This window comes from Curtobacterium flaccumfaciens (genome assembly GCF_051548005.1).
Lineage (GTDB): Bacteria > Actinomycetota > Actinomycetes > Actinomycetales > Microbacteriaceae > Curtobacterium.
Map to the genome: position 1 here is coordinate 1 of NZ_JBPUGH010000025.1, position 17,432 is coordinate 17,432.

21 protein-coding genes are annotated in these 17,432 nt (G+C 71.7%); 13 read left to right on the forward strand and 8 right to left on the reverse strand.

The features are described 5' to 3' along the window. Both ACSW7Y_RS05245 and ACSW7Y_RS05250 read left to right on the forward strand, forming a co-directional pair. A partial coding sequence (locus ACSW7Y_RS05245; RefSeq protein ID WP_438125281.1) for a dihydrolipoamide acetyltransferase family protein occupies positions 1-1,133 on the forward strand: 1,133 nt, incomplete at its 5' end. A gap of 98 nt (positions 1,134-1,231) precedes the next feature. Next, positions 1,232-1,807, forward strand: coding sequence for a GNAT family N-acetyltransferase (locus ACSW7Y_RS05250; protein WP_438125282.1), 576 nt, complete (start codon positions 1,232-1,234; stop codon positions 1,805-1,807). 255 nt (positions 1,808-2,062) lie between these two features. Here ACSW7Y_RS05250 and ACSW7Y_RS05255 read toward each other — a convergent pair whose 3' ends face one another. From ACSW7Y_RS05255 to ACSW7Y_RS05270, 4 genes are all read right to left on the reverse strand, one after another. Further along, positions 2,063-3,349 carry an alpha/beta hydrolase gene (locus ACSW7Y_RS05255; protein ID WP_438125283.1) on the reverse strand — a complete coding sequence of 429 codons (1,287 nt, stop codon included), beginning with the start codon at positions 3,347-3,349 and terminating at the stop codon, positions 2,063-2,065. After that, the gene (locus ACSW7Y_RS05260) at positions 3,346-5,403 is read right to left on the reverse strand and encodes a bifunctional lysylphosphatidylglycerol flippase/synthetase MprF (protein ID WP_438125284.1); all 2,058 of its coding nucleotides are present in this window, start codon (positions 5,401-5,403) and stop codon (positions 3,346-3,348) included. The genes ACSW7Y_RS05255 and ACSW7Y_RS05260 overlap by 4 nt, the downstream gene beginning before the upstream one ends. Positions 5,404-5,482: 79 nt before the next feature. Next, complete coding sequence (locus ACSW7Y_RS05265) at positions 5,483-6,679, reverse strand: sensor histidine kinase (protein ID WP_438125285.1); 1,197 nt, start codon at positions 6,677-6,679, stop codon at positions 5,483-5,485. Beyond that, complete coding sequence (locus ACSW7Y_RS05270) at positions 6,672-7,304, reverse strand: response regulator (RefSeq protein ID WP_438125286.1); 633 nt, start codon at positions 7,302-7,304, stop codon at positions 6,672-6,674. Before ACSW7Y_RS05270 ends, ACSW7Y_RS05265 begins: the two co-directional genes overlap by 8 nt. A 159-nt stretch (positions 7,305-7,463) precedes the next feature. On the opposite strand from ACSW7Y_RS05270, the gene ACSW7Y_RS05275 reads away from it, so the two are divergent. Further along, positions 7,464-8,210, forward strand: coding sequence for a GntR family transcriptional regulator (locus ACSW7Y_RS05275; RefSeq protein ID WP_438125287.1), 747 nt, complete (start codon positions 7,464-7,466; stop codon positions 8,208-8,210). Positions 8,211-8,259: 49 nt separating this feature from the next. On the opposite strand, the gene ACSW7Y_RS05280 is transcribed toward ACSW7Y_RS05275, so the two are convergent. Together ACSW7Y_RS05280 and ACSW7Y_RS05285 are read right to left on the reverse strand one after the other, a co-directional pair. Beyond that, entirely contained in the window at positions 8,260-8,715 is a 456-nt protein-coding gene (locus tag ACSW7Y_RS05280) for a PTS sugar transporter subunit IIA (RefSeq protein ID WP_438125288.1), read from the reverse strand. Further along, positions 8,712-8,948 carry a PTS transporter subunit EIIB gene (locus tag ACSW7Y_RS05285; RefSeq protein WP_058741885.1) on the reverse strand — a complete coding sequence of 79 codons (237 nt, stop codon included), beginning with the start codon at positions 8,946-8,948 and terminating at the stop codon, positions 8,712-8,714. Before ACSW7Y_RS05285 ends, ACSW7Y_RS05280 begins: the two co-directional genes overlap by 4 nt. Before the next feature lie 195 nt (positions 8,949-9,143). Here ACSW7Y_RS05285 and ACSW7Y_RS05290 point away from each other — a divergent pair, with 195 nt between their 5' ends. The 5 genes from ACSW7Y_RS05290 (at position 9,144) to ACSW7Y_RS05310 (ending at position 13,684) form a co-directional block, all read left to right on the forward strand. Further along, the gene (locus ACSW7Y_RS05290; protein WP_438125289.1) at positions 9,144-10,412 is read left to right on the forward strand and encodes a PTS transporter subunit EIIC; all 1,269 of its coding nucleotides are present in this window, start codon (positions 9,144-9,146) and stop codon (positions 10,410-10,412) included. 140 nt (positions 10,413-10,552) lie between these two features. Continuing rightward, positions 10,553-11,464, forward strand: coding sequence for a metal ABC transporter solute-binding protein, Zn/Mn family (locus ACSW7Y_RS05295; RefSeq protein WP_438125290.1), 912 nt, complete (start codon positions 10,553-10,555; stop codon positions 11,462-11,464). Continuing rightward, the gene (locus tag ACSW7Y_RS05300; protein WP_438125291.1) at positions 11,461-12,336 is read left to right on the forward strand and encodes a metal ABC transporter ATP-binding protein; all 876 of its coding nucleotides are present in this window, start codon (positions 11,461-11,463) and stop codon (positions 12,334-12,336) included. Before ACSW7Y_RS05295 ends, ACSW7Y_RS05300 begins: the two co-directional genes overlap by 4 nt. Beyond that, a complete protein-coding gene (locus ACSW7Y_RS05305) occupies positions 12,336-13,271 on the forward strand; it encodes a metal ABC transporter permease (RefSeq protein ID WP_438125292.1) in 936 nt (311 codons plus the stop codon). The genes ACSW7Y_RS05300 and ACSW7Y_RS05305 overlap by 1 nt, the downstream gene beginning before the upstream one ends. Next, the gene (locus tag ACSW7Y_RS05310; protein ID WP_438125293.1) at positions 13,268-13,684 is read left to right on the forward strand and encodes a Fur family transcriptional regulator; all 417 of its coding nucleotides are present in this window, start codon (positions 13,268-13,270) and stop codon (positions 13,682-13,684) included. The genes ACSW7Y_RS05305 and ACSW7Y_RS05310 overlap by 4 nt, the downstream gene beginning before the upstream one ends. 4 nt (positions 13,685-13,688) lie before the next feature. Here the strand turns inward: ACSW7Y_RS05310 and ACSW7Y_RS05315 are convergent, their stop codons facing one another. Both ACSW7Y_RS05315 and ACSW7Y_RS05320 read right to left on the reverse strand, forming a co-directional pair. Next, positions 13,689-14,393, reverse strand: a complete 705-nt coding sequence (locus ACSW7Y_RS05315; protein ID WP_438125294.1) for a hypothetical protein — start codon at positions 14,391-14,393, stop codon at positions 13,689-13,691. Further along, positions 14,390-14,872, reverse strand: a complete 483-nt coding sequence (locus ACSW7Y_RS05320) for a hypothetical protein (protein WP_438125295.1) — start codon at positions 14,870-14,872, stop codon at positions 14,390-14,392. The genes ACSW7Y_RS05315 and ACSW7Y_RS05320 overlap by 4 nt, the downstream gene beginning before the upstream one ends. Positions 14,873-14,934: 62 nt before the next feature. On the opposite strand from ACSW7Y_RS05320, the gene ACSW7Y_RS05325 reads away from it, so the two are divergent. The 5 genes from ACSW7Y_RS05325 to ACSW7Y_RS05345 all read left to right on the forward strand — a co-directional run bounded on the left by ACSW7Y_RS05325 (position 14,935) and on the right by ACSW7Y_RS05345 (position 17,427). Beyond that, positions 14,935-15,630, forward strand: a complete 696-nt coding sequence (locus ACSW7Y_RS05325) for an alpha/beta fold hydrolase (protein WP_438125296.1) — start codon at positions 14,935-14,937, stop codon at positions 15,628-15,630. Between the two features lie 499 nt (positions 15,631-16,129). Then, the gene (gene rpmB, locus ACSW7Y_RS05330) at positions 16,130-16,366 is read left to right on the forward strand and encodes a 50S ribosomal protein L28 (protein WP_022903747.1); all 237 of its coding nucleotides are present in this window, start codon (positions 16,130-16,132) and stop codon (positions 16,364-16,366) included. Further along, positions 16,366-16,536 (forward strand): 50S ribosomal protein L33, encoded by a 171-nt coding sequence (gene rpmG / locus ACSW7Y_RS05335; protein WP_022903746.1) that lies wholly within the window; start codon positions 16,366-16,368, stop codon positions 16,534-16,536. The genes rpmB and rpmG overlap by 1 nt, the downstream gene beginning before the upstream one ends. 2 nt (positions 16,537-16,538) lie before the next feature. Further along, a complete protein-coding gene (gene rpsN, locus ACSW7Y_RS05340) occupies positions 16,539-16,844 on the forward strand; it encodes a 30S ribosomal protein S14 (RefSeq protein ID WP_022903745.1) in 306 nt (101 codons plus the stop codon). 295 nt (positions 16,845-17,139) lie between these two features. Beyond that, entirely contained in the window at positions 17,140-17,427 is a 288-nt protein-coding gene (locus tag ACSW7Y_RS05345; RefSeq protein WP_022903744.1) for an HU family DNA-binding protein, read from the forward strand. The last annotated feature ends 5 nt before the right edge of the window (positions 17,428-17,432 follow it).

Consider the following 17,432-nt stretch of genomic DNA (forward strand, 5'->3'; position numbering starts at 1 on the left):
CCGCGGCACCGACGTCCGTCGCCGACGGCGCAGCCGTCGTCGGGACTGACGAGACGTCCGGTGCCGTCCTCGTCGGGTACGGTTCCGCGACCTCGGCCCCCTCGCGTCGGAAGCCGGGTGCCCGCCGGGCCGCAGCCCTCGCTGCCGAGGCGAGCCGTGCCTCCAGTGCGGATGCCGCCGCACGCGCCGAGGCCGCTGCCGACCCTGGTGAGGACTCGACCGCCGACGCCGTCGCCAGCCAGGGCACGCGCCCGCGCAAGCAGAGCGTGGCGACGAACGTGCTCGCGAAGCCGCCGATCCGGAAGCTCGCCCGCGACCTCGGGGTCGAGCTGAGCGAGATCGTCGCGACGGGGCTCTCGGGGGAGATCACCCGGGACGACGTCATCCGGCACGCGAAGCAGGCCAGCGTCTTCCGCAACATCGAGACGCCCGAGTGGGGTGAGGTGCGCAGCGAGACGATCCCGGTGAAGGGCGTCCGCAAGGCCATCGCGACCGCCATGACCACCTCGGCGTTCACCGCACCCCACGTGTCGCTGTTCGTGGACGTCGACGCGACGCACACGATGGAGTTCGTCAAGCGCCTCAAGGCCTCGCCGACGTTCGCGGGGGTGAAGGTCTCGCCGCTGCTCATCGTGGCGAAGGCCGTCATCTGGGCGGTCCGCCGCAACCGCTCGGTGAACTCGACCTGGACCGACAGCGAGATCATCGTCCACCACTTCGTGAACCTCGGCATCGCCGCGGCGACCCCGCGCGGGCTCATCGTCCCGAACATCAAGGATGCGCAAGACATGTCGCTCCTCGAGCTGGCGCAGGCGCTCGAGCAGCTGACGATCACCGCGCGCGACGGCAAGACGACCCCGGCGCAGATGGCGAACGGCACCGTGTCGATCACGAACATCGGTGTCTTCGGCATGGACACGGGCACGCCGATCCTCAACCCGGGCGAGGTCGCGATCGTGGCGATGGGCACGATCAAGCCGAAGCCGTGGGTCGTCGACGGCGAGGTCCGCTCGCGCATGGTGACGACCATCGGCGCCTCGTTCGACCACCGGGTCGTCGACGGCGACGTGGCATCCCGCTTCGTGCACGACGTCGCCTCGGTGCTCGAGGAGCCGGCGCTCCTGCTCGACTGAGGCACCCCGGTTGCGGAGAACCGCACGAGGGCGGCCGGGTCGCGCGGATGTCGCGTGGTGTTCACGCGGATGTCGGTGGTGGGGGTGAGGATCGCAGCATGGTCCACCAGCTCCTGGTCCCCCCGCAGGAGATCCGAACGGATCGACTGCTCCTGTCGCCGCTGACGCCCGGCGACGTCGACGACGTGCACGCGCTCTTCTCGGACGCGCGCACGTGGCAGCACCTGCCCGCCGGCCGGCATCGCTCCCGCGCAGAGACGGTCGAGCTGGTCCAGGCCAAGATCGGCGGACGCATCCGCCACGGCCTCGGCTCGTGGGCCGTGCGCTCCGTGCAGGACGGCCGGTTCCTCGGGGTCGCCGGGGTGGACATGACCGCGGGCCACGTGTGGAACCTCGGCTACCGGTTCGTCCCGGAGTCCTGGGGCCACGGCTACGCGACCGAAGCGGCTGCTGCCGCGGTCCGGGCGGCGCACGACACCGCGGCGGACGTCCCGGTGACCGGACGCGTGCTCACGAACAACGCCGGGTCAGCGGTCGTCCTCCGGCGGTCGGGCCTGTCGCTCGTGTGGCAGGGCACGACCTCGGCCCCGACGCCCGCCGGAGTCGAGCGCCAGGTGTGGTCCGACCGGGCACTCGCGGGCGAGCAGCACGACTGGCTCGTCGCCAACGCCTGAGCGTCGCGACGCGGCACGTGCGCGGGGGAGCTGCCGTGCGTCGGCCGCGCTGCTGCGCTGCCGCGCCTGCACGCTTTCGCCTGCGCCTGCGCCTGCGCCTGCGCCCGCGCCCGCGCCTGCACGCGTGTGCTCGGTGCGAGGTTGTCGACGTGGTGCGAGGAGAGCGGCCTCGCACCATGCGCAGCAGCTCGCACGGTGCGGCGGCAGCCTCGCACCGTGCTGCCCCGCCCCGGCGCCGACGCGCTTCCGGGCGGGTCAGCCGGCGAGCGCGTCGCAGAGCTGCGGCAGCTGCGAGCGCAACGACCACTGCACGGTGTTCCAGTCGTGTCCGCTCCTCGGCGCCGGCATGAAGCGGGTCCGGATGCCGGCGCGCGCCGCTGCGGCACCGAGCAACCGTGCGTTCTCGGTGAACTCGCGGTCGCTCGACCCCGCCGTCAGCCAGAGGTCGTGCCCGCGGTAGGGCGCGTGCTCGGCCATGAGCGCCCGGGGTGCGGCAGCCCGCCACCGTGCGACGGACCCGCCGAACGCCTGGTCCGCACTGTGCTGCGGCGACTGGTCGATCGGCTGCAGCTCGCTCGAGATCGCCAGTGCCGCCGAGAAGTCCGACGGGTGCCCGGTGAGGAACTGCACCGCGCAGGTCGCCCCCTGCGAGAACCCGACGAGCCCCCAGTGGGCACGGTCCCGCATCACGGGGAGGTGTGACCGCACCCACGCCGGGACGTCCTCCGTGACGTAGGTGTCGACGTCACCGAGCCGGGAGTCCACGCACATCGTGTTCCGACCGGGGGCGGAGAGCTGGTCGACGGACAGCACGATCGGCGCGCGACCGTGGTGCGCCCGCGCGTAGGCGTCGAGCACGGTGCCCATCTGCCCGGCCGTGAACATGTCGCTCGGTGCCCCCGGTTGCCCGGCGAACGCGAGGACGACGGGGAGCGGGTCGGGATCGCGGACGAGCGCGGCCGGGGGGAGGTAGACGATCGCGGGCCGGGCGTCGAAGTGCGACCGGCGTCCGGGGATCGTCACCGTGCGGACCTCGCCGACGGCGGGCATCGTGGCCTCCGGCGCCGCGTGCGGGTCGAACGCCGGGTAGGGGTCGCTCTGCACGACGGTGCCGAGCGTCGGGTACTTGGCGAACTCGACGTTCACCCCGAGCGCGGGCACCAGCAGCGCGGCGGGCACGAGGACGATCGCGACGGCCCGACGCCACCGTCCGCCCTGCACCAGGGCCGTGACCGCCAGTGCGAGTGCCGCTGCGGCGAGCGCGGACCACATCCGCGTCACCGGGCTGAGCGCGACCCCGAACAGGTTCAGCACGTCGCTCGTCACCCAGCAGACGACGAGGACGACCACGGCCGCGGCAGCCGCGATGCCCGCCCGGAGCCCGACACCACGCCACGCGGCGCGGGAGTGCCAGGCCGCCGCCCGTCGCGAGACCGCGGGGAGCAGGACGAGCAGCGCGACGACGACGAACGCGAGGTCGATCGGGACGAGCTTCGACGGCGCCTGCAGCTGGGTCGCGAGGAGCCACTCGGTGACGGTCACGGACGCCCAGAAGGAGCGGCCGGTGCACCCGGAGCGGCCGGTGCCGGAGCCGATCGCCCGTCCGGGCGTCGGTGCGCCTGGCGGAGTGCCCACAGGTGCTTCGGCCGGAGCCCCGGCACGTACGCGGCCGCCAGCGCACGAGCGACCCGAGGGACGTGCAGCGGCGTCGGGACCACGAGCCAGAGCGGCTCGTGCCGGGCGCCGAACTTCTCCTTGAAGCGCTGCAGCGACCGGAAGCCGTACACCGGTTCGAGCACGCGCGCGAGCACGGCGGACCCACGGGTCACGAGGGCACCGGCCCCGGGGTGCACGGCGAGCGGCGTCCCGGACAGGCTGATCGTCGTCAGACCGGCGTCGCGGGCGCGCAGGGCGGTGCGGGCGATGAGGAACTCCATCACGCCGGGCATGCCGTCCTCGCCGCGCCGCATGACGTCGAGCGTCCATCCGGTGAGTGCCCCGCGTTCGTGCACGGGCAGCCAGCTCGTCACCCCGACCACGTGGTCCTCGGCGTCGATCGCGAGCATGAGCCGGACGTCCGGGTCGTCCAGCTCCCGCAGCCCACCGAGCGTGAAGCCCATCTCGGGCAGACGCCGGTCCGCCGCCCACCGGGTGCAGATCGTCTCGACCTCGCTCCGGTGCACCGCCGACAGTGCGGCGAAGGTCGTCCACTCGTCGCGGACGCCCTCGCGGTCGGCGCGGTTCGACGCCGTCCGGAGGTCCTGCCGCTTCTTGCCGCCCAGGCTGAACCCGGTGAGGTCGAGCACCGCCTCGACCCCGACGGGGACGGACGTCCAGCCGTCGGCCGCGAGGATCTGCCGCACCGGGTCGTGCACGCTCGTGAACGCGGGCACCCACCCGTTGCGTTCGCAGGACGCTGCGAAGGCCGCGAGCACCGCGGGGCGGTCGGCGGCGGCGCACACCGGGTCGGAGACGGTCAGCGCGACCTCGCCACGGACTCGGTAGGCGACTGCGCCGAGCCCTCCGGGGTGGACCCAGGTGGCGTTGCCGTGCCAGGTGCCCATGTGGCCGAGGCTACCGGCGTCCCCGCCGCGGAGCATCTCCACGAGCGCTGTCTGTGAGCCTTCGACGGCTCGGAACCGGGCGCGGACGAGCCGCCCGTGGAGGCCGACCACGACCGCGAGCACGGCAGCGGGCACGAGCCAGGCGCCGAGCAGCGTCACCTGCCACTCGAGCGCGTCCAGGCCGAGCCCCTGCCACTGCACGCCGCCCGTCTGCACCGGTTCGATGAGGAACGCGTCGGCGAGCACGACCGTGAGCGTCACGAGGACACCGACGGCGAGCGTCACGCCCAGGCGGCGCCCGTGCTGCACGAGCCACCCCGCGAGGACGAGGAGGACGCCGACCGCCGCGACCGACCGGTCGCTCATGGCGTCGGCGAAGGGCGACAGGACCCCGTCGGCCTGCGGGACGACGAGGGTCACCAGGGTGCCGGCGCCGAGGGCGCAGAGCACCGCCACCACGAGGGTCCGCGTGGGCGGGAGGGCGCGCGCGGCGCGTTCCGTCGGCCGGGAGGCACGGTGCGCGACGACCGCACCGGCTGCGGTCCCGAGGAGGGTCGCCAGGGCGCGGGCCAGGTCCGACCCGTGCCCGGCGAACAGGACGAGCGTGAGCACCACGGTCCACAGCACCGTGCGGACCCGCCACCGCCACTGGAGCGGCATCGTCGCAGATGCCGCACCGAGCAGGGCGACGGCGACGGTCGATGGTGCGAAGAGCGGCTGGCCGTCCGCCGTCTCGGCGTGGGCCTCGCCGAGCGCGGACCCGATCGTCACGGCGAGGAGCGTCGCGAGCACGGCGAGGACGGGAGCGACCACCCCGACGAGCACGGTCCGCACGGACCCGAGCGCGCGCTCCGCGATCCACGTCGAGGCCACGACCGCGACCAGGGCGGCGCACGCGACGGGCGGGTGGTGCGGGAAGTCCGGCTCGGAGTGCATCATCCGTGCGGTCACGATCGCGAGCACCGCGGCGATCGCGACGACGACGGTCACCGGGACGGTGCGGAGCTTGGAGAGGACGCGAGGGACTGCCACGCTCTCATCGAAGCGGCGCGACGGCTCCGGCACATCGCTCCGCGGCGTGATCCTCCGGTGGCCGATCGGCCACCGTCGGTCATCCGACGGTCGGGGTGTGGTCCGCGGGGATGCGGAGGTGCAGCGCGTAGCCGTCGCCGGGCTGCGGGCCGGCCTCGAGCGACCCGCCGAGCAGGGACGCGCGTTCGCCGAGCCCGATGAGGCCGAGCCCCGAGCCGGGCAGTTCGAGCCGTTCGGCCCGTGCGGGACCGTTCACGAGGTCGACGAGCACGATGCCGTCGCGCAGTCGAGCGCTGACCCGGACAGCGGCGTCGGGCGCGTGCTTCCGGACGTTCGTCAGACCCTCCTGCACGAAGCGGTACACGGCACGCTGCACGGGCTGGCCGAGCGTCTCCGGCAGGTCCACGGTCGCGGTGGTCTCGAGGCCGCTGTCGGCGATGAGCCGCGGGAGGTCGGTGAGCACCGGCTGCGGGGCGATCTCCCGCGCGGTGCCGCCCGATGCGCGGAGCACCTGCACCATCTCGCGGAGCTCCTGCAGCGTCACGACGCACAGCTGCCGGATCGTGCGGGCGAAGCCGCGTTCGGCCTCGTCGCGCCCGGCGACCTGGACCGCGCCGGCCTGCACCGCGATGAGGGTCACCTGGTGGGAGACGACGTCGTGCATCTCCCGCGCGAGCAGCGCCCGTTCGCGGGAGAGCGCGACCTCGGCGGCCTGTCGGCGTTCGTCCTCGCGGGCGAGTCGGACCTCGGTGAGCTGCTCCGTCAGCCGCGCCCGGGTCCGGACGAGCAGCCCGATCGCGAGCGGCCCGAGGGCGAAGATGACGGCGTAGAGGATCGACACGACGAGCTCGTCGAGGCTCTGCGGCGGACCCACGAAGCCGCTGAAGCCGACGAACTGCACCGCGGCGGCGAGGAGCATCAGCCACCGCCGGTCGGTCCGCTCGCCGAGCGTGAAGAGCGCGATGCTCGCGGCGACCACGGCCGAGCCGACGAAGAGCCCCGGCATGGTGAGCGCGAACGCGAGGACCGGCAGCCGGCGGCGCAGGAGCAGGGCGGCCGCGGCGAGGAGCGACAGCCCGGTCTCCACCCGGGTCGCGCCGGAGATGTCGAGCACGGCGTCCGCGACGGCGGCCACGACGAACAGGAGGTCGACCACCCACCAGGGTGCTCGGTGGGCGCGCACCCAGCGCAGGCCGACGTCGACGAGGCGGTCGAGCCTCCCGTCCGTGTCCCGGAGGACCTGCACCAGCCGTGACCGGTCGCGGTGCTCAGCCATCCAGCAGTCCCGCCTCGGCCGCGCGCAGCGCCAGCTGGACCCGCGTCGGGACGCCGAAGGCGACGAGGAGTGCGCGGACGTCCTCCTTGACGGTGCCCGTGCTCACCCCGAGCCGTCGGCCGATGTCGGGGTTGCTGGCGCCGTCGGCGATGCAGCGGAGGACCGCGCGCTCCCGGTCGCTGATCGGCGGGACCGCGATCGGCGAGCGTGCCGCGAAGAGCCGACGCCGGTCGACCCCGGGGGCCAGCACGACGCCGCCCCGGGCCAGGACGCGGACGTACTCGGCGAGGGCCTCGGGGTCGGTGTCCTTGAGCAGGAAGCCCGCGGCCCCGAGCTCCATCGCCCGGCCGATGTACTCCTCGGCGTCGAACGTCGTGAGCATCGCGACCGCCGGCGGTTCGGGCAGCGCCTGCACGTCGCGGAGGACGTCGAGCCCGTTCACGTGCGGCATCCGGATGTCGAGGAGGACCACGTCGGGCCGGCGCTCGGCGATCACCCGCACGGCGTCCACGTCGTTCGACGTCGCGACGACGTCGACGTCCGGCGCCGCACCGAGGATGAGTTCGAAGCCGTAGCGCACGAGCGTCTCGTCGTCGACGATCACCACCGAGGTCACGGGCGTCATCTTGTCACGGGCGTTGGCGTTCCGATGTGGACTCGCTACTGTGATGGCAACTGGTCATGTCCGCGCATGACCACCAGACGGACCACGTGGACAGCGCCACCCGCACCGCCTGGACAGCACCACCCGCACCACATGGACAGCAACGGAGCAGACCGAGCGATGACGACCCGCATCACCGAGGGTGCCGAACCCAAGCACCAGCAGCTGCGGCGCATCCTGCTCGACCTCGCCACCGCGCGCCTCGCCCCCGGCGCGGCGATCCCGTCCGAACGCCAGCTCATCCAGGAGTACGGCGTCTCCCGCATCACCGTCCGTGAGGCCCTCGGACAGCTCGTCAACGAGGGCTACCTCGAGCGCGTCCGTGGCAAGGGGACGTTCGTGGCGCACCGGCCCGTGCAGTCGACGCTCCACCTCGCGTCCTTCACCGAGGAGATGCGGGCGCTCGGCCACGTGCCCACCACCGTCGTGCTCGTCCGCGAGGAGCGCGTGCCCCCGACGGACACCATCGCTGCGCTCCGGCTCGCCGAGCACGAGACGGCGTACCACCTCAAGCGCCTCCGGATGGCCGACGGTGCGCCCGTGTCGATCGACGACGCGTGGCTCTCGGCGTCGGCGTTCCCGGGTCTGCTCGACCACGACCTGTCCGGGTCGGTGTACTCCCTCGCGGCGACCGAGTACCGGACGCCCATCGACCGGGCCCAGCAGACGGTGGCGGCGAAGCCCGCGGCCGACGACGTGGCGACGCTGCTCGGCACCAAGACGGGCGCTCCCGTGCTCGAGTTCGACCGGGTGTCGTACTCGGGGGACCGCCCCGTCGAGCACTCGCGCTCCTGGTACCGGTCGGACCGCTACCGCGTCCAGATGGAGGTCACCGCGACCGCGTCCGCGCCGCAGGCGGTCGCGTAGCGGCTGCCGCGAGACGCGGCCCCGAGCGGCCGAGTCTCGCGGACGCGACCTACGCCTCGAAGAGCGCGTCGCCCTCGCGGACCGTGGTGCCGACGGTGCCCTGCTCGACCGAGTCCGGCGCGGAGCCGAGCACGACGACGGGGCAGATCGGCGAGTAGCCCGCGGCCGAGATGACCGACGGGGTGAAGCGCACGATCGGGTCACCGGCGGAGACCGTGTCACCCTCGGCCGCGAGGAGCTCGAAGCCCTCGCCCTGCAGCTTGACGGTGTCGATCCCGACGTGCACGAGGACGTCGGTGCCGGCGGCGCCCTGCAGCGCGAACGCGTGCGGGTGCAGCTTCACGATCGTGCCGTCGACCGGGGCCACCGCGGTGACCGCCCCCTCGACGCCCGTCGGGTCGACCGCGACGCCGGCGCCGACCAGCTGCCCGGCGAACACCGGGTCCGGCACGTCGGCCAGTGCGACGACCGGACCGCCGAACGGGGTGCGGACCGCCGTCGTCACAGTTCGTCCTGGATGTCCTGCGCGAGGTTGTCCGCGATCGGGCCGACGATGACCTGCCAGCCGGTGCCGCCACCGACGACGGCCTGGGCTCCGGCGGCCTGGAGGGCGGCCTTGTCGACGAGGTCGCCGTCCTCGACCTCGACGCGGAGACGCGTGATGCAGCCCTCGACCTCGTCGATGTTGTCGGCACCGCCGAGCGCGGCGATGATGTCGGCTGCCTTGATGTCGGCCATCGTTTCCTCCTCGTTAAGGGTGTTCTCACCAGGTTGACATGCGTCCGGTCCGGTATCAGACTACGGAACTGGTCATGACCGGACAGGACCGGCCAGGTGTCTCCGCCGAGCGTACCTGCGCCCGCCCGTGCGGCTCAACCCGCCCGCAGCTCCACCCACACCCCGCAGCTCCACCCAACGACGAGAGGAACTCCGATGAGCGCCACCACCGCCACGGACGTGCCGGAGAAGAAGACCCCGAAGAAGCAGTCGAAGCTCTTCGCCAACGCACAGCGCCTCGGGCGGAGCCTGCTCCTGCCGATCGCGGTCATGCCCGCCGCCGGCATCCTGAACCGCGTCGGTCAGCCGGACCTCCTCGGCGCGATCCCCGGCTTCGAGACCGGCGCGAGCGTCATCTCCGCCGCGGGTCAGGCAATCTTCACGTGGCTGCCGCTGCTCTTCGCGGTGGGCATCGCGATCGGCTGGGCGAAGAAGTCCGACGGCACCACTGCGCTCGCGGCGGTCGTCGGCTACATGGTCATGTACCAGGTCTTCGCGGTCATGTCGCCGATCGTGCTCAAGGGCGTGAAGGACGCGAACGGCGACCAGGCGACGATCAACTTCGGTGTCCTCGGCGGCATCGTGATGGGTCTCGTCGCCGCGAACCTGTGGCAGCGGTTCCACCGGACGAAGATGCCCGACTTCCTCGGGTTCTTCTCCGGACGTCGCCTCGTGCCGATCCTCACCGCGGCAGCCGGTCTCGTGATCGCGGTCCTGATGTCGTTCGTCTACCGCTACTTCGACATCGCCCTCACGGCTGCGGGCCAGGCCGTCGCGGACAACGCGGTCATCGGCGGCGGGATCTTCGGCTTCGCGAACCGGCTGCTCATCCCGATCGGCCTGCACCAGCTGCTCAACTTCTTCCCGTGGTTCCAGCTCGGCAGCTTCACCGACGCGGCCGGCACGATCGTCCACGGTGACATCCCGCGCTTCCTCGCGGGTGACCCGACGGCCGGCATCTTCCAGACCGGCTTCTTCCCCATCATGATGTTCGCCCTGCCGGCCGGTGCCCTCGCCATCTGGCGGAACGCGAAGCCGCAGAACCGCAAGACCGTCGGTGCGCTCATGGTCTCCGCCGCGCTCACCTCGTTCGTGACGGGCATCACCGAACCGCTCGAGTACTCGTTCATGTTCGTGGCGTTCCCGCTCTACGTCATCCACGCGTTCCTCACGGGGACTTCGCTCGCCCTGGTCAACGCACTGGGCATCCACGACGGCTTCTCGTTCTCGGCCGGTGCGATCGACTACGTGCTGAACTTCGGCAAGGCGGACGGCGCGATCTGGCTCATCCCGATCGGCCTCGGCTACGCGGTCGTCTACTACTTCCTGTTCTCGTTCGTGATCAAGAAGTGGAACCTCCGCACCCCCGGCCGCGAGGAGGACACGATCGCCGAGAACACGATCGACGCGGCGACCAAGGCCTGATCGGTCGCTCCGCGACGCGACTGATCGGCGGACGGGAGGCGCGGTGCCAGCTGGCGCCGCGCCTCCCGTCCGTCCTCCCGTCTCGTCGGTCACGCGACTGATTTTGACAACCGTTATCAAGAAGCAGTAGCGTCGTCGACATGCAGCAGCGACTCCTCACCCTCCCGCTCATCGCCGGCGCCGCCGCGCTCGCCCTGTCGGGCTGTGCGACCAGCTCGGCCTCCGGCGACGGGAGCGCCGACGGGACCATCCGGGTCGTCGCCTCCACCAACGTCTACGGTTCCCTCGTCGAGGCGGTCGGCGGCGACGACGTGTCGGTGACGAGCATCCTCGACGACCCTTCGCAGGACCCGCACTCGTTCGAGTCGAGCGCGAAGACGCAGCTCGCGGTGTCCAAGGCCGACCTCCTCATCGAGAACGGTGGCGGGTACGACGACTTCATGACCACGCTCGCCGGCGCCTCGAACACGAAGGCCGACACGATCAACGTGGTGAAGCTCTCCGGCCTCGACGAGGGCGGCGACACCGAGTTCAACGAGCACGTCTTCTACGACTACCCGACGATGGTGAAGCTCGTGGACGACGTCGCGACGCGCCTCGGCGACCTCGACAGCTCGGGCAAGAGCACGTTCGAGGCGAACGCGAAGACCCTCACCGGCAAGCTCGAGCAGCTCGAGTCGCAGACCGCCTCGCTCAAGACGCAGTACGACGGCGAGAAGGTCGCGTACACCGAGCCGGTCCCGGGCTACCTCTTCGACGCCATCGGGCTCGACAACGTCACCCCGGAGAAGTTCTCCGAGGCGATCGAGGAGGGCGACGACGTGCCGCCGGCCGCTCTCAACGACACCCTCAAGCTGTTCAGCCAGAAGACCGTGAAGCTCCTCGCCTACAACGAGCAGACCTCGAGCCCGGAGACCGAGCAGGTCAAGCAGGCCGCCGACGAGGCCGGTGTCCCGGTGGTCGGTGTCACGGAGACCCTCCCGAAGGGGGATGATTACGTCTCGTGGCAGCAGGCGAACATCGACGCGGTGAAGGCGGCGCTGGCGAAGTGACCGTCGCGACACCCGAACGGACCGCCGCTGCACCGCGCAGTGGCGGTTCCGCCGTGCTCGCGCTCCGCGACGCCGGACTCTCCTACGGCGCGCGGAAGCTCTGGGACGGACTCGACCTCGACGTCGCGCCGGGGGAGTTCGTCGCGGTCCTCGGGCCGAACGGCGCCGGCAAGACCTCGCTGCTCCGGACCGTCCTCGGCCAGCAGGAGCTGACGAGCGGCAGCATGTCGTTCCTCGGTCAACCCGTCCGACGCGGGCACCGGCGCATCGGCTACATCCCGCAGCAGCGGCTCATGGAGGCGGGGACCCCGCTCCGCGCCCGGGACATGGTCGCGCAGGGTGTCACCGGCCACCGATGGGGTGTCCGACCGGCATCCCGTGCCGACCGTGCCCGCGTCGACCGCATCCTCGACGAGGTCGGCGCGACCGCGTTCGCCGACGCCCCGGTCGCCGAGCTCTCCGGCGGGGAGCAGCAGCGCACCCGCGTCGGGCAGGCGATCGCGGCCGACCCCGCGCTCCTGCTCTGCGACGAGCCGCTCATCTCGCTCGACCTCCGGCACCAGCGCGGCGTGACCGAGCTCATCGACCGCCAGCGTCGACAGCAGGGGGCCGCGGTGCTGTTCGTCACGCACGACGTCAACCCGATCCTCGACGTCGTCGACCGGGTGCTCTACATCGCGGGCGGTCGCTTCCGGATCGGAGCCCCGGACGAGGTCCTGCGCACCGACGTGCTGAGCGACCTGTACGGCACGCCCGTCGACGTCGTGCGCACCATGGGCCGCATCGTGATCGTCGGCGCGAACGAGGCCGCGCACGACCACCACTGCGACCCGGACCCGCACGCGCCGACCGCGGACGAGGGGCGGATCTGATGGACGTGTGGTCGCAGGTCTTCTCCTTCCAGGACTACGGCGAGCTCCTCGTGCTCGTGCAGAACTCGATCTGGGCGGGCGCGGTGCTCGGCATCGTCGGCGGGCTCATCGGCCCGTTCGTCGTCGCCCGCAACATGCCGTTCGCGGTGCACGGCATCTCGGAGCTCTCGTTCGCCGGTGCCTCGGCGTCGCTGCTCCTCGGGGTGAACGTCGTCACGGGGTCCCTCGTCGGGTCGGTGATCGCGGCGCTGCTCATCGGCGTGCTCGGCTCACGGGCACGGGAGCGCAACTCGATCATCGCCGTGCTCATGCCGTTCGGACTCGGGCTCGGCATCCTCTGCCTCGCGCTGTACAAGGGTCGCGCGGCGAACAAGTTCGGGCTGCTCACCGGGCAGATCGTCTCAGTCGACAACCCCCAGCTGACGTTCCTCATCGTGATCGCGGCCATCGTCGTCGCCACGCTGCTCGTCATCTGGCGCCCGCTGATGTTCTCCTCCGTGGACCCCGACGTCGCGGCGGCGGCGGGCATCCCCGTGCGGACGCTCGCGATCGTGTTCATGCTCGCGCTCGGGCTGGCCACCGCGGTGTCGGTGCAGATCGTCGGGGCGCTGCTCGTGCTCTCCCTGCTCGTCACCCCGGCCGCCGCGGCGCTCCGCCTGAGCTCGCACCCGGTCGTCGTGCCCGTGCTGTCGACCGTGTTCGCCGTCACGAGCGTCGTCGGCGGCATCCTGCTCGCCCTCGGTGGCGGCCTGCCGATCAGCCCCTACGTGACGACCATCTCGTTCGCCATCTGGGTGGTGTGCCGCATCGTCGGATCGCGGAAGGACAAGCGCGGACGCGACCGCGTCGCACGACGCGAGCGGCGCGACGGAGGTGATCCGGGCCTCCAGGCAGGCGGTGCCGGAGCAGCAGCGAAGATCGGAGTCAGCGCGTGAACGCCGTGCAGAAGCCCAGGCGGAACACCTGGCAGCGTGAGGCCGTCCGCGGCGCACTCGACTCGACCGAGGGGTTCGTGAGCGCGCAGGCGCTCCACCAGCACCTCCGTGCAGGCGGCTCCACGATCGGGCTCGCCACCGTCTACCGGGCGCTCGCCGACCTGGCGTCCGAGGGTGACGCCGACTCGCTGCAGCAGGACGGCGAGTCGCTGTACCGCGCGTGCACGACGGACGAGCACCACCACCACCTCATCTGCCGGAACTGCGGGCGGACCGTCGAGATCGAGGCGGACCCGGTCGAACGGTGGGCGCAGGAGGTGGCCGCGCAGCACGGCTTCACCAACGCGAGCCACGTCGTGGACATCTTCGGCGAGTGCGCGGACTGCACCGCGAGCCGGACCGCAACGCACTGAGCAGCTAGCGCCCGAGCAGCCGACGCTGCACCGGGTCGCGACGTGCGTGCGCTCGGTTCGCGCGCCACTGACCACCCATCAGGACCACCGCCGCGGTCATGCTGACGAGGAGCAGCCCGAGCACGAAGACCGTGACCGAGGCGGTCTGACCAGCCCACCACTGCTGGTCGGACGGAGTCCGCTGCAGCTGGTCGCCGATCATCGGGGTCACCAGGAACGCGGCGACGGCCGCGACGATGCGCAGGACTCGCCAACCCTCGAAGACGAAGACCCGCGCGCGCACCGCGTCGCGGACTGGGTCGGCTCGCCAGTCGGCGACCCCCGCACCGCCCTCTGCGAGCCGCTCGGGCAGGAGTGTCCACGCCACGAACGCGTTCACCACGGCTCGTCCGGCCAGCCACACGTCGCGGCCGAGCGCGGTTCCCGCGGCCAGGCCTGCGGCGGCGACGACGAGACCGAGCACCCGGACGCCGACGGGAGCACCGGTCCACAGCGCTGCGGCGAGGCCGAGGACGCCGACCACGGCGAGGACCCAGGCCACCAAGCCCCAGCCGAGGCGCGTGAACGAGTCGCTCTCGGCGGACAAGGTCGCGAGTCGACGGTTCCGGTACGCGAGGGCGTTCGAGGCGTCGTACGGCGAGAGCGCGGAGACGTCGTGTGCGATGACCTCACGGGCGTCCGCTCCGATGAGCCGGGCTGGGGGGATCACGGGCACGTCCGAACCTGGTCTTCGTTGCTGGTGGCGTCGAGCACCACGCGGACATCGGGGCGATCTTCTGAGTCTCGCAGGGTAGCGCTCAGGATGATCTGTGCGGCGAGCACAGCCATCGGCAGACGCTCCGTGACGCTCGGGGCGATGCCGGTGAGCAAGAGGATCCGGTCGCTGCCCTCGCGGCCGTGCTCGAGCCGGACGGCCGTGTAGACCACGCCGAGCGCGTCGGTCTCAGCATGCGGCACGTTGCTCCGGAGTGCGTCGGGACCCCCGGTGGTCGTGTGGATCGCAACACCGGGGCGACCGTCGTGGGTGACGAACGACTCGACGAGGTCCCCCGGGCTGAGACCGACCGCACCAGCGGGCGAATCCAAGAACCGCTCGACGACCGCCAGCAGATCGACGTCACCGGTGGGATCGTTGAGGTTCCCCCGGGTGCGTTCGAGCGCACCGAAGTCGATCACAAGATCGGCCACGCGACGACCGTACCAAGGAGTGCGCGCATCAGGAACCGCGCTCGGCGAGTAGCCTCCGCCGCATGCACGTGATCCTGGTGCCCGGGTTCTGGCTCGATGCGAGTGCGTGGGACGACGTCGCTCCGGTGCTGGTCGAGGCGGGCCACTCGGTGCAGGCCGTGACCCGCGCGGGTGACACGCTGGACGAGCAGGTGGCGTCGCTGGTCGCACTGCTCGACGAGGTCGCGACGGCTGACGAGCCCGTCGTGCTCGCGGGCCACTCCGGCGCCGGGCCGATCGCCTACATGGCGGCGGACCAGCGTCCGTCCCTCGTGGCACACCTGCTCTACGTGGACACCTTCCCAGGGCCGGAGGGCGGCTGCGTCAATGACGAGTTGCCCGTGGTCGACGGGGTCGTGCCGCTGCCGGGATGGGACATCTGGGAGGCACCGACCCTCCGCGGGATGACCGACGAGGTGCGCGCCCGGTTCGAGCGCTTCGCGATCCCCGAGCCGGCGACGCTGCCCTCCGACCCCTTCCACTACGCGGACCCGGCGCGGCACCGCATCCCCGCGACGGTGGTCTCGTGCGAGATCCCCGCGGTCGACCTCGCGCAGATGGTGAACGACCACCAGGCTTGGGCGGCCGAACTCGTGGCGACGGAGGAGCTCACGATCGTGGGGCTCGACACGGGGCACTGGCCGATGTTCACGGCACCGCGGGAGCTCGGCGAGCTCATGGTCCAGGCGCTCGCACCGAAGCCGACCGACGGGCCGTAGGCGCGCCGAGGGTTCGGCGGGAGCGCCACGGGCTTCGCTGCTGGACCGCGGTTGGTCGCGCGACGTGCCGTCGGTGTCCCGCCGTGGTCGCACGAGGTGTCGCCCGGGCGGAACGTGCGCGGCGCGTCCTGCGACCAGCGCGGTCGCCCAGCCGACGCCCCGCCGGACTGCAGCTCGCCCGGCCGACCCGCACCGTGCCTCCAGGCTGACCTGCACTCGACCGCACCGGCCCGCGCCCACCCGCCCCGGCTTGCGACACGCCCGACGCTCGCGTAACGTTGACCCCTGGTCCTCCGCGCCCGCGCGGAGAACAGCTCGTTACCAAGCCCTCCGACCGTCGCGAACGCCGCGGTCGCGCGGTGTCCGACGGCCCTTCGACAGGGTCAGCGGGCCTGGGCGGTGCGTACAACCCCCTCGCCGGTCCCCGGATCAGCGCGTGCGCACCAGGCAAGTGACCTTGGGTGCGGTCGTCCGACCGCACGGTACTCAGGAGGAAACCATGGCAGCAGTGTGCCAGGTGACCGGCGCCACCCCCGGCTTCGGTCACAACATCTCGCACTCGCACCGCCGGACGAAGCGCCGCTTCGACCCGAACGTGCAGAAGAAGACGTACTACGTGCCCTCGCTTCGTCGTAACGTCACGCTCACGCTCAGCGCGAAGGGCATCAAGGTGATCGACGCACGCGGCATCGAGTCCGTCGTGAAGGATCTCCTCGCCCGTGGGGAGAAGATCTGATGGCGAAAAAGGGTCAGGACATCCGTCCGATCATCAAGCTCCGCTCCACGGCGGGCACCGGGTTCACCTACGTGACCAAGAAGAACCGTCGCAACAACCCGGACCGTCTCGTGCTCAAGAAGTACGACCCGGTGGTCCGCAAGCACGTCGACTTCCGTGAGGAGCGCTAAGCATGGCGAAGAAGAGCAAGATCGCGAAGAACAACCAGCGCGCCGAGGTCATCGCGCGCTACGCCGAGCGTCGTCTCGAGCTGAAGAAGGCCCTCGTGGACCCGAACGGCACCGACGAGTCGCGTGAGGCTGCCCGCGTCGGCCTGCAGAAGCTCCCGCGCGACGCGTCGCCGGTGCGCTACCGCAACCGCGACGCCATCGACGGTCGCCCCCGTGGCCACCTCGGTGAGTACGGCATCAGCCGTGTCCGCTTCCGCGACATGGCCCACCGTGGTGAGCTCCCCGGCATCACGAAGAGCTCCTGGTAAGCATCCGCTTCCCGTCGAACGCCCCGTCACCTGCTGGTGGCGGGGCGTTCGTGTTCCCCCGGCGGGCGCCGGTGTGCGCTCCTTCCGGACTGCAGCGTTCGCTCGGCAGGGCCTGTGAGCGGGGTACACGGGCCGTCACATCGGTCACATCTGCCCCGTCAGACCCTCGACAGGCCCGGAAATCCGGGCGAGTCGGCCGGAAACGCCCTGTACGGCTGGTAGGTTCGACCCCGGTTCCACGGGCATCGCGCCTGATGGCCCGACCGATACCGAAGAAGTCCGAGGAGGACATCCAATGGCTGACAAGTCCCTGAACCGTACCGAGCTCGTCGCTGCCGTCGCGCAGGAGTCCGGCCAGAGCCAGGCCACCGTGAACGGCGTCGTCGACGCACTGTTCAGCGTCGTCTCGAGCTCGGTTGCCGACGGCACCAAGGTCACGATCCCCGGCTGGATCGCCTTCGAGAAGACCCACCGCGCCGCCCGCACCGGCCGCAACCCGCAGACGGGTGAGGCCATCGAGATCGCCGCGAGCGACTCGGTCAAGGTCAGCGCCGGCTCGAAGCTGAAGGCTGCTGTCAAGTAAGACGG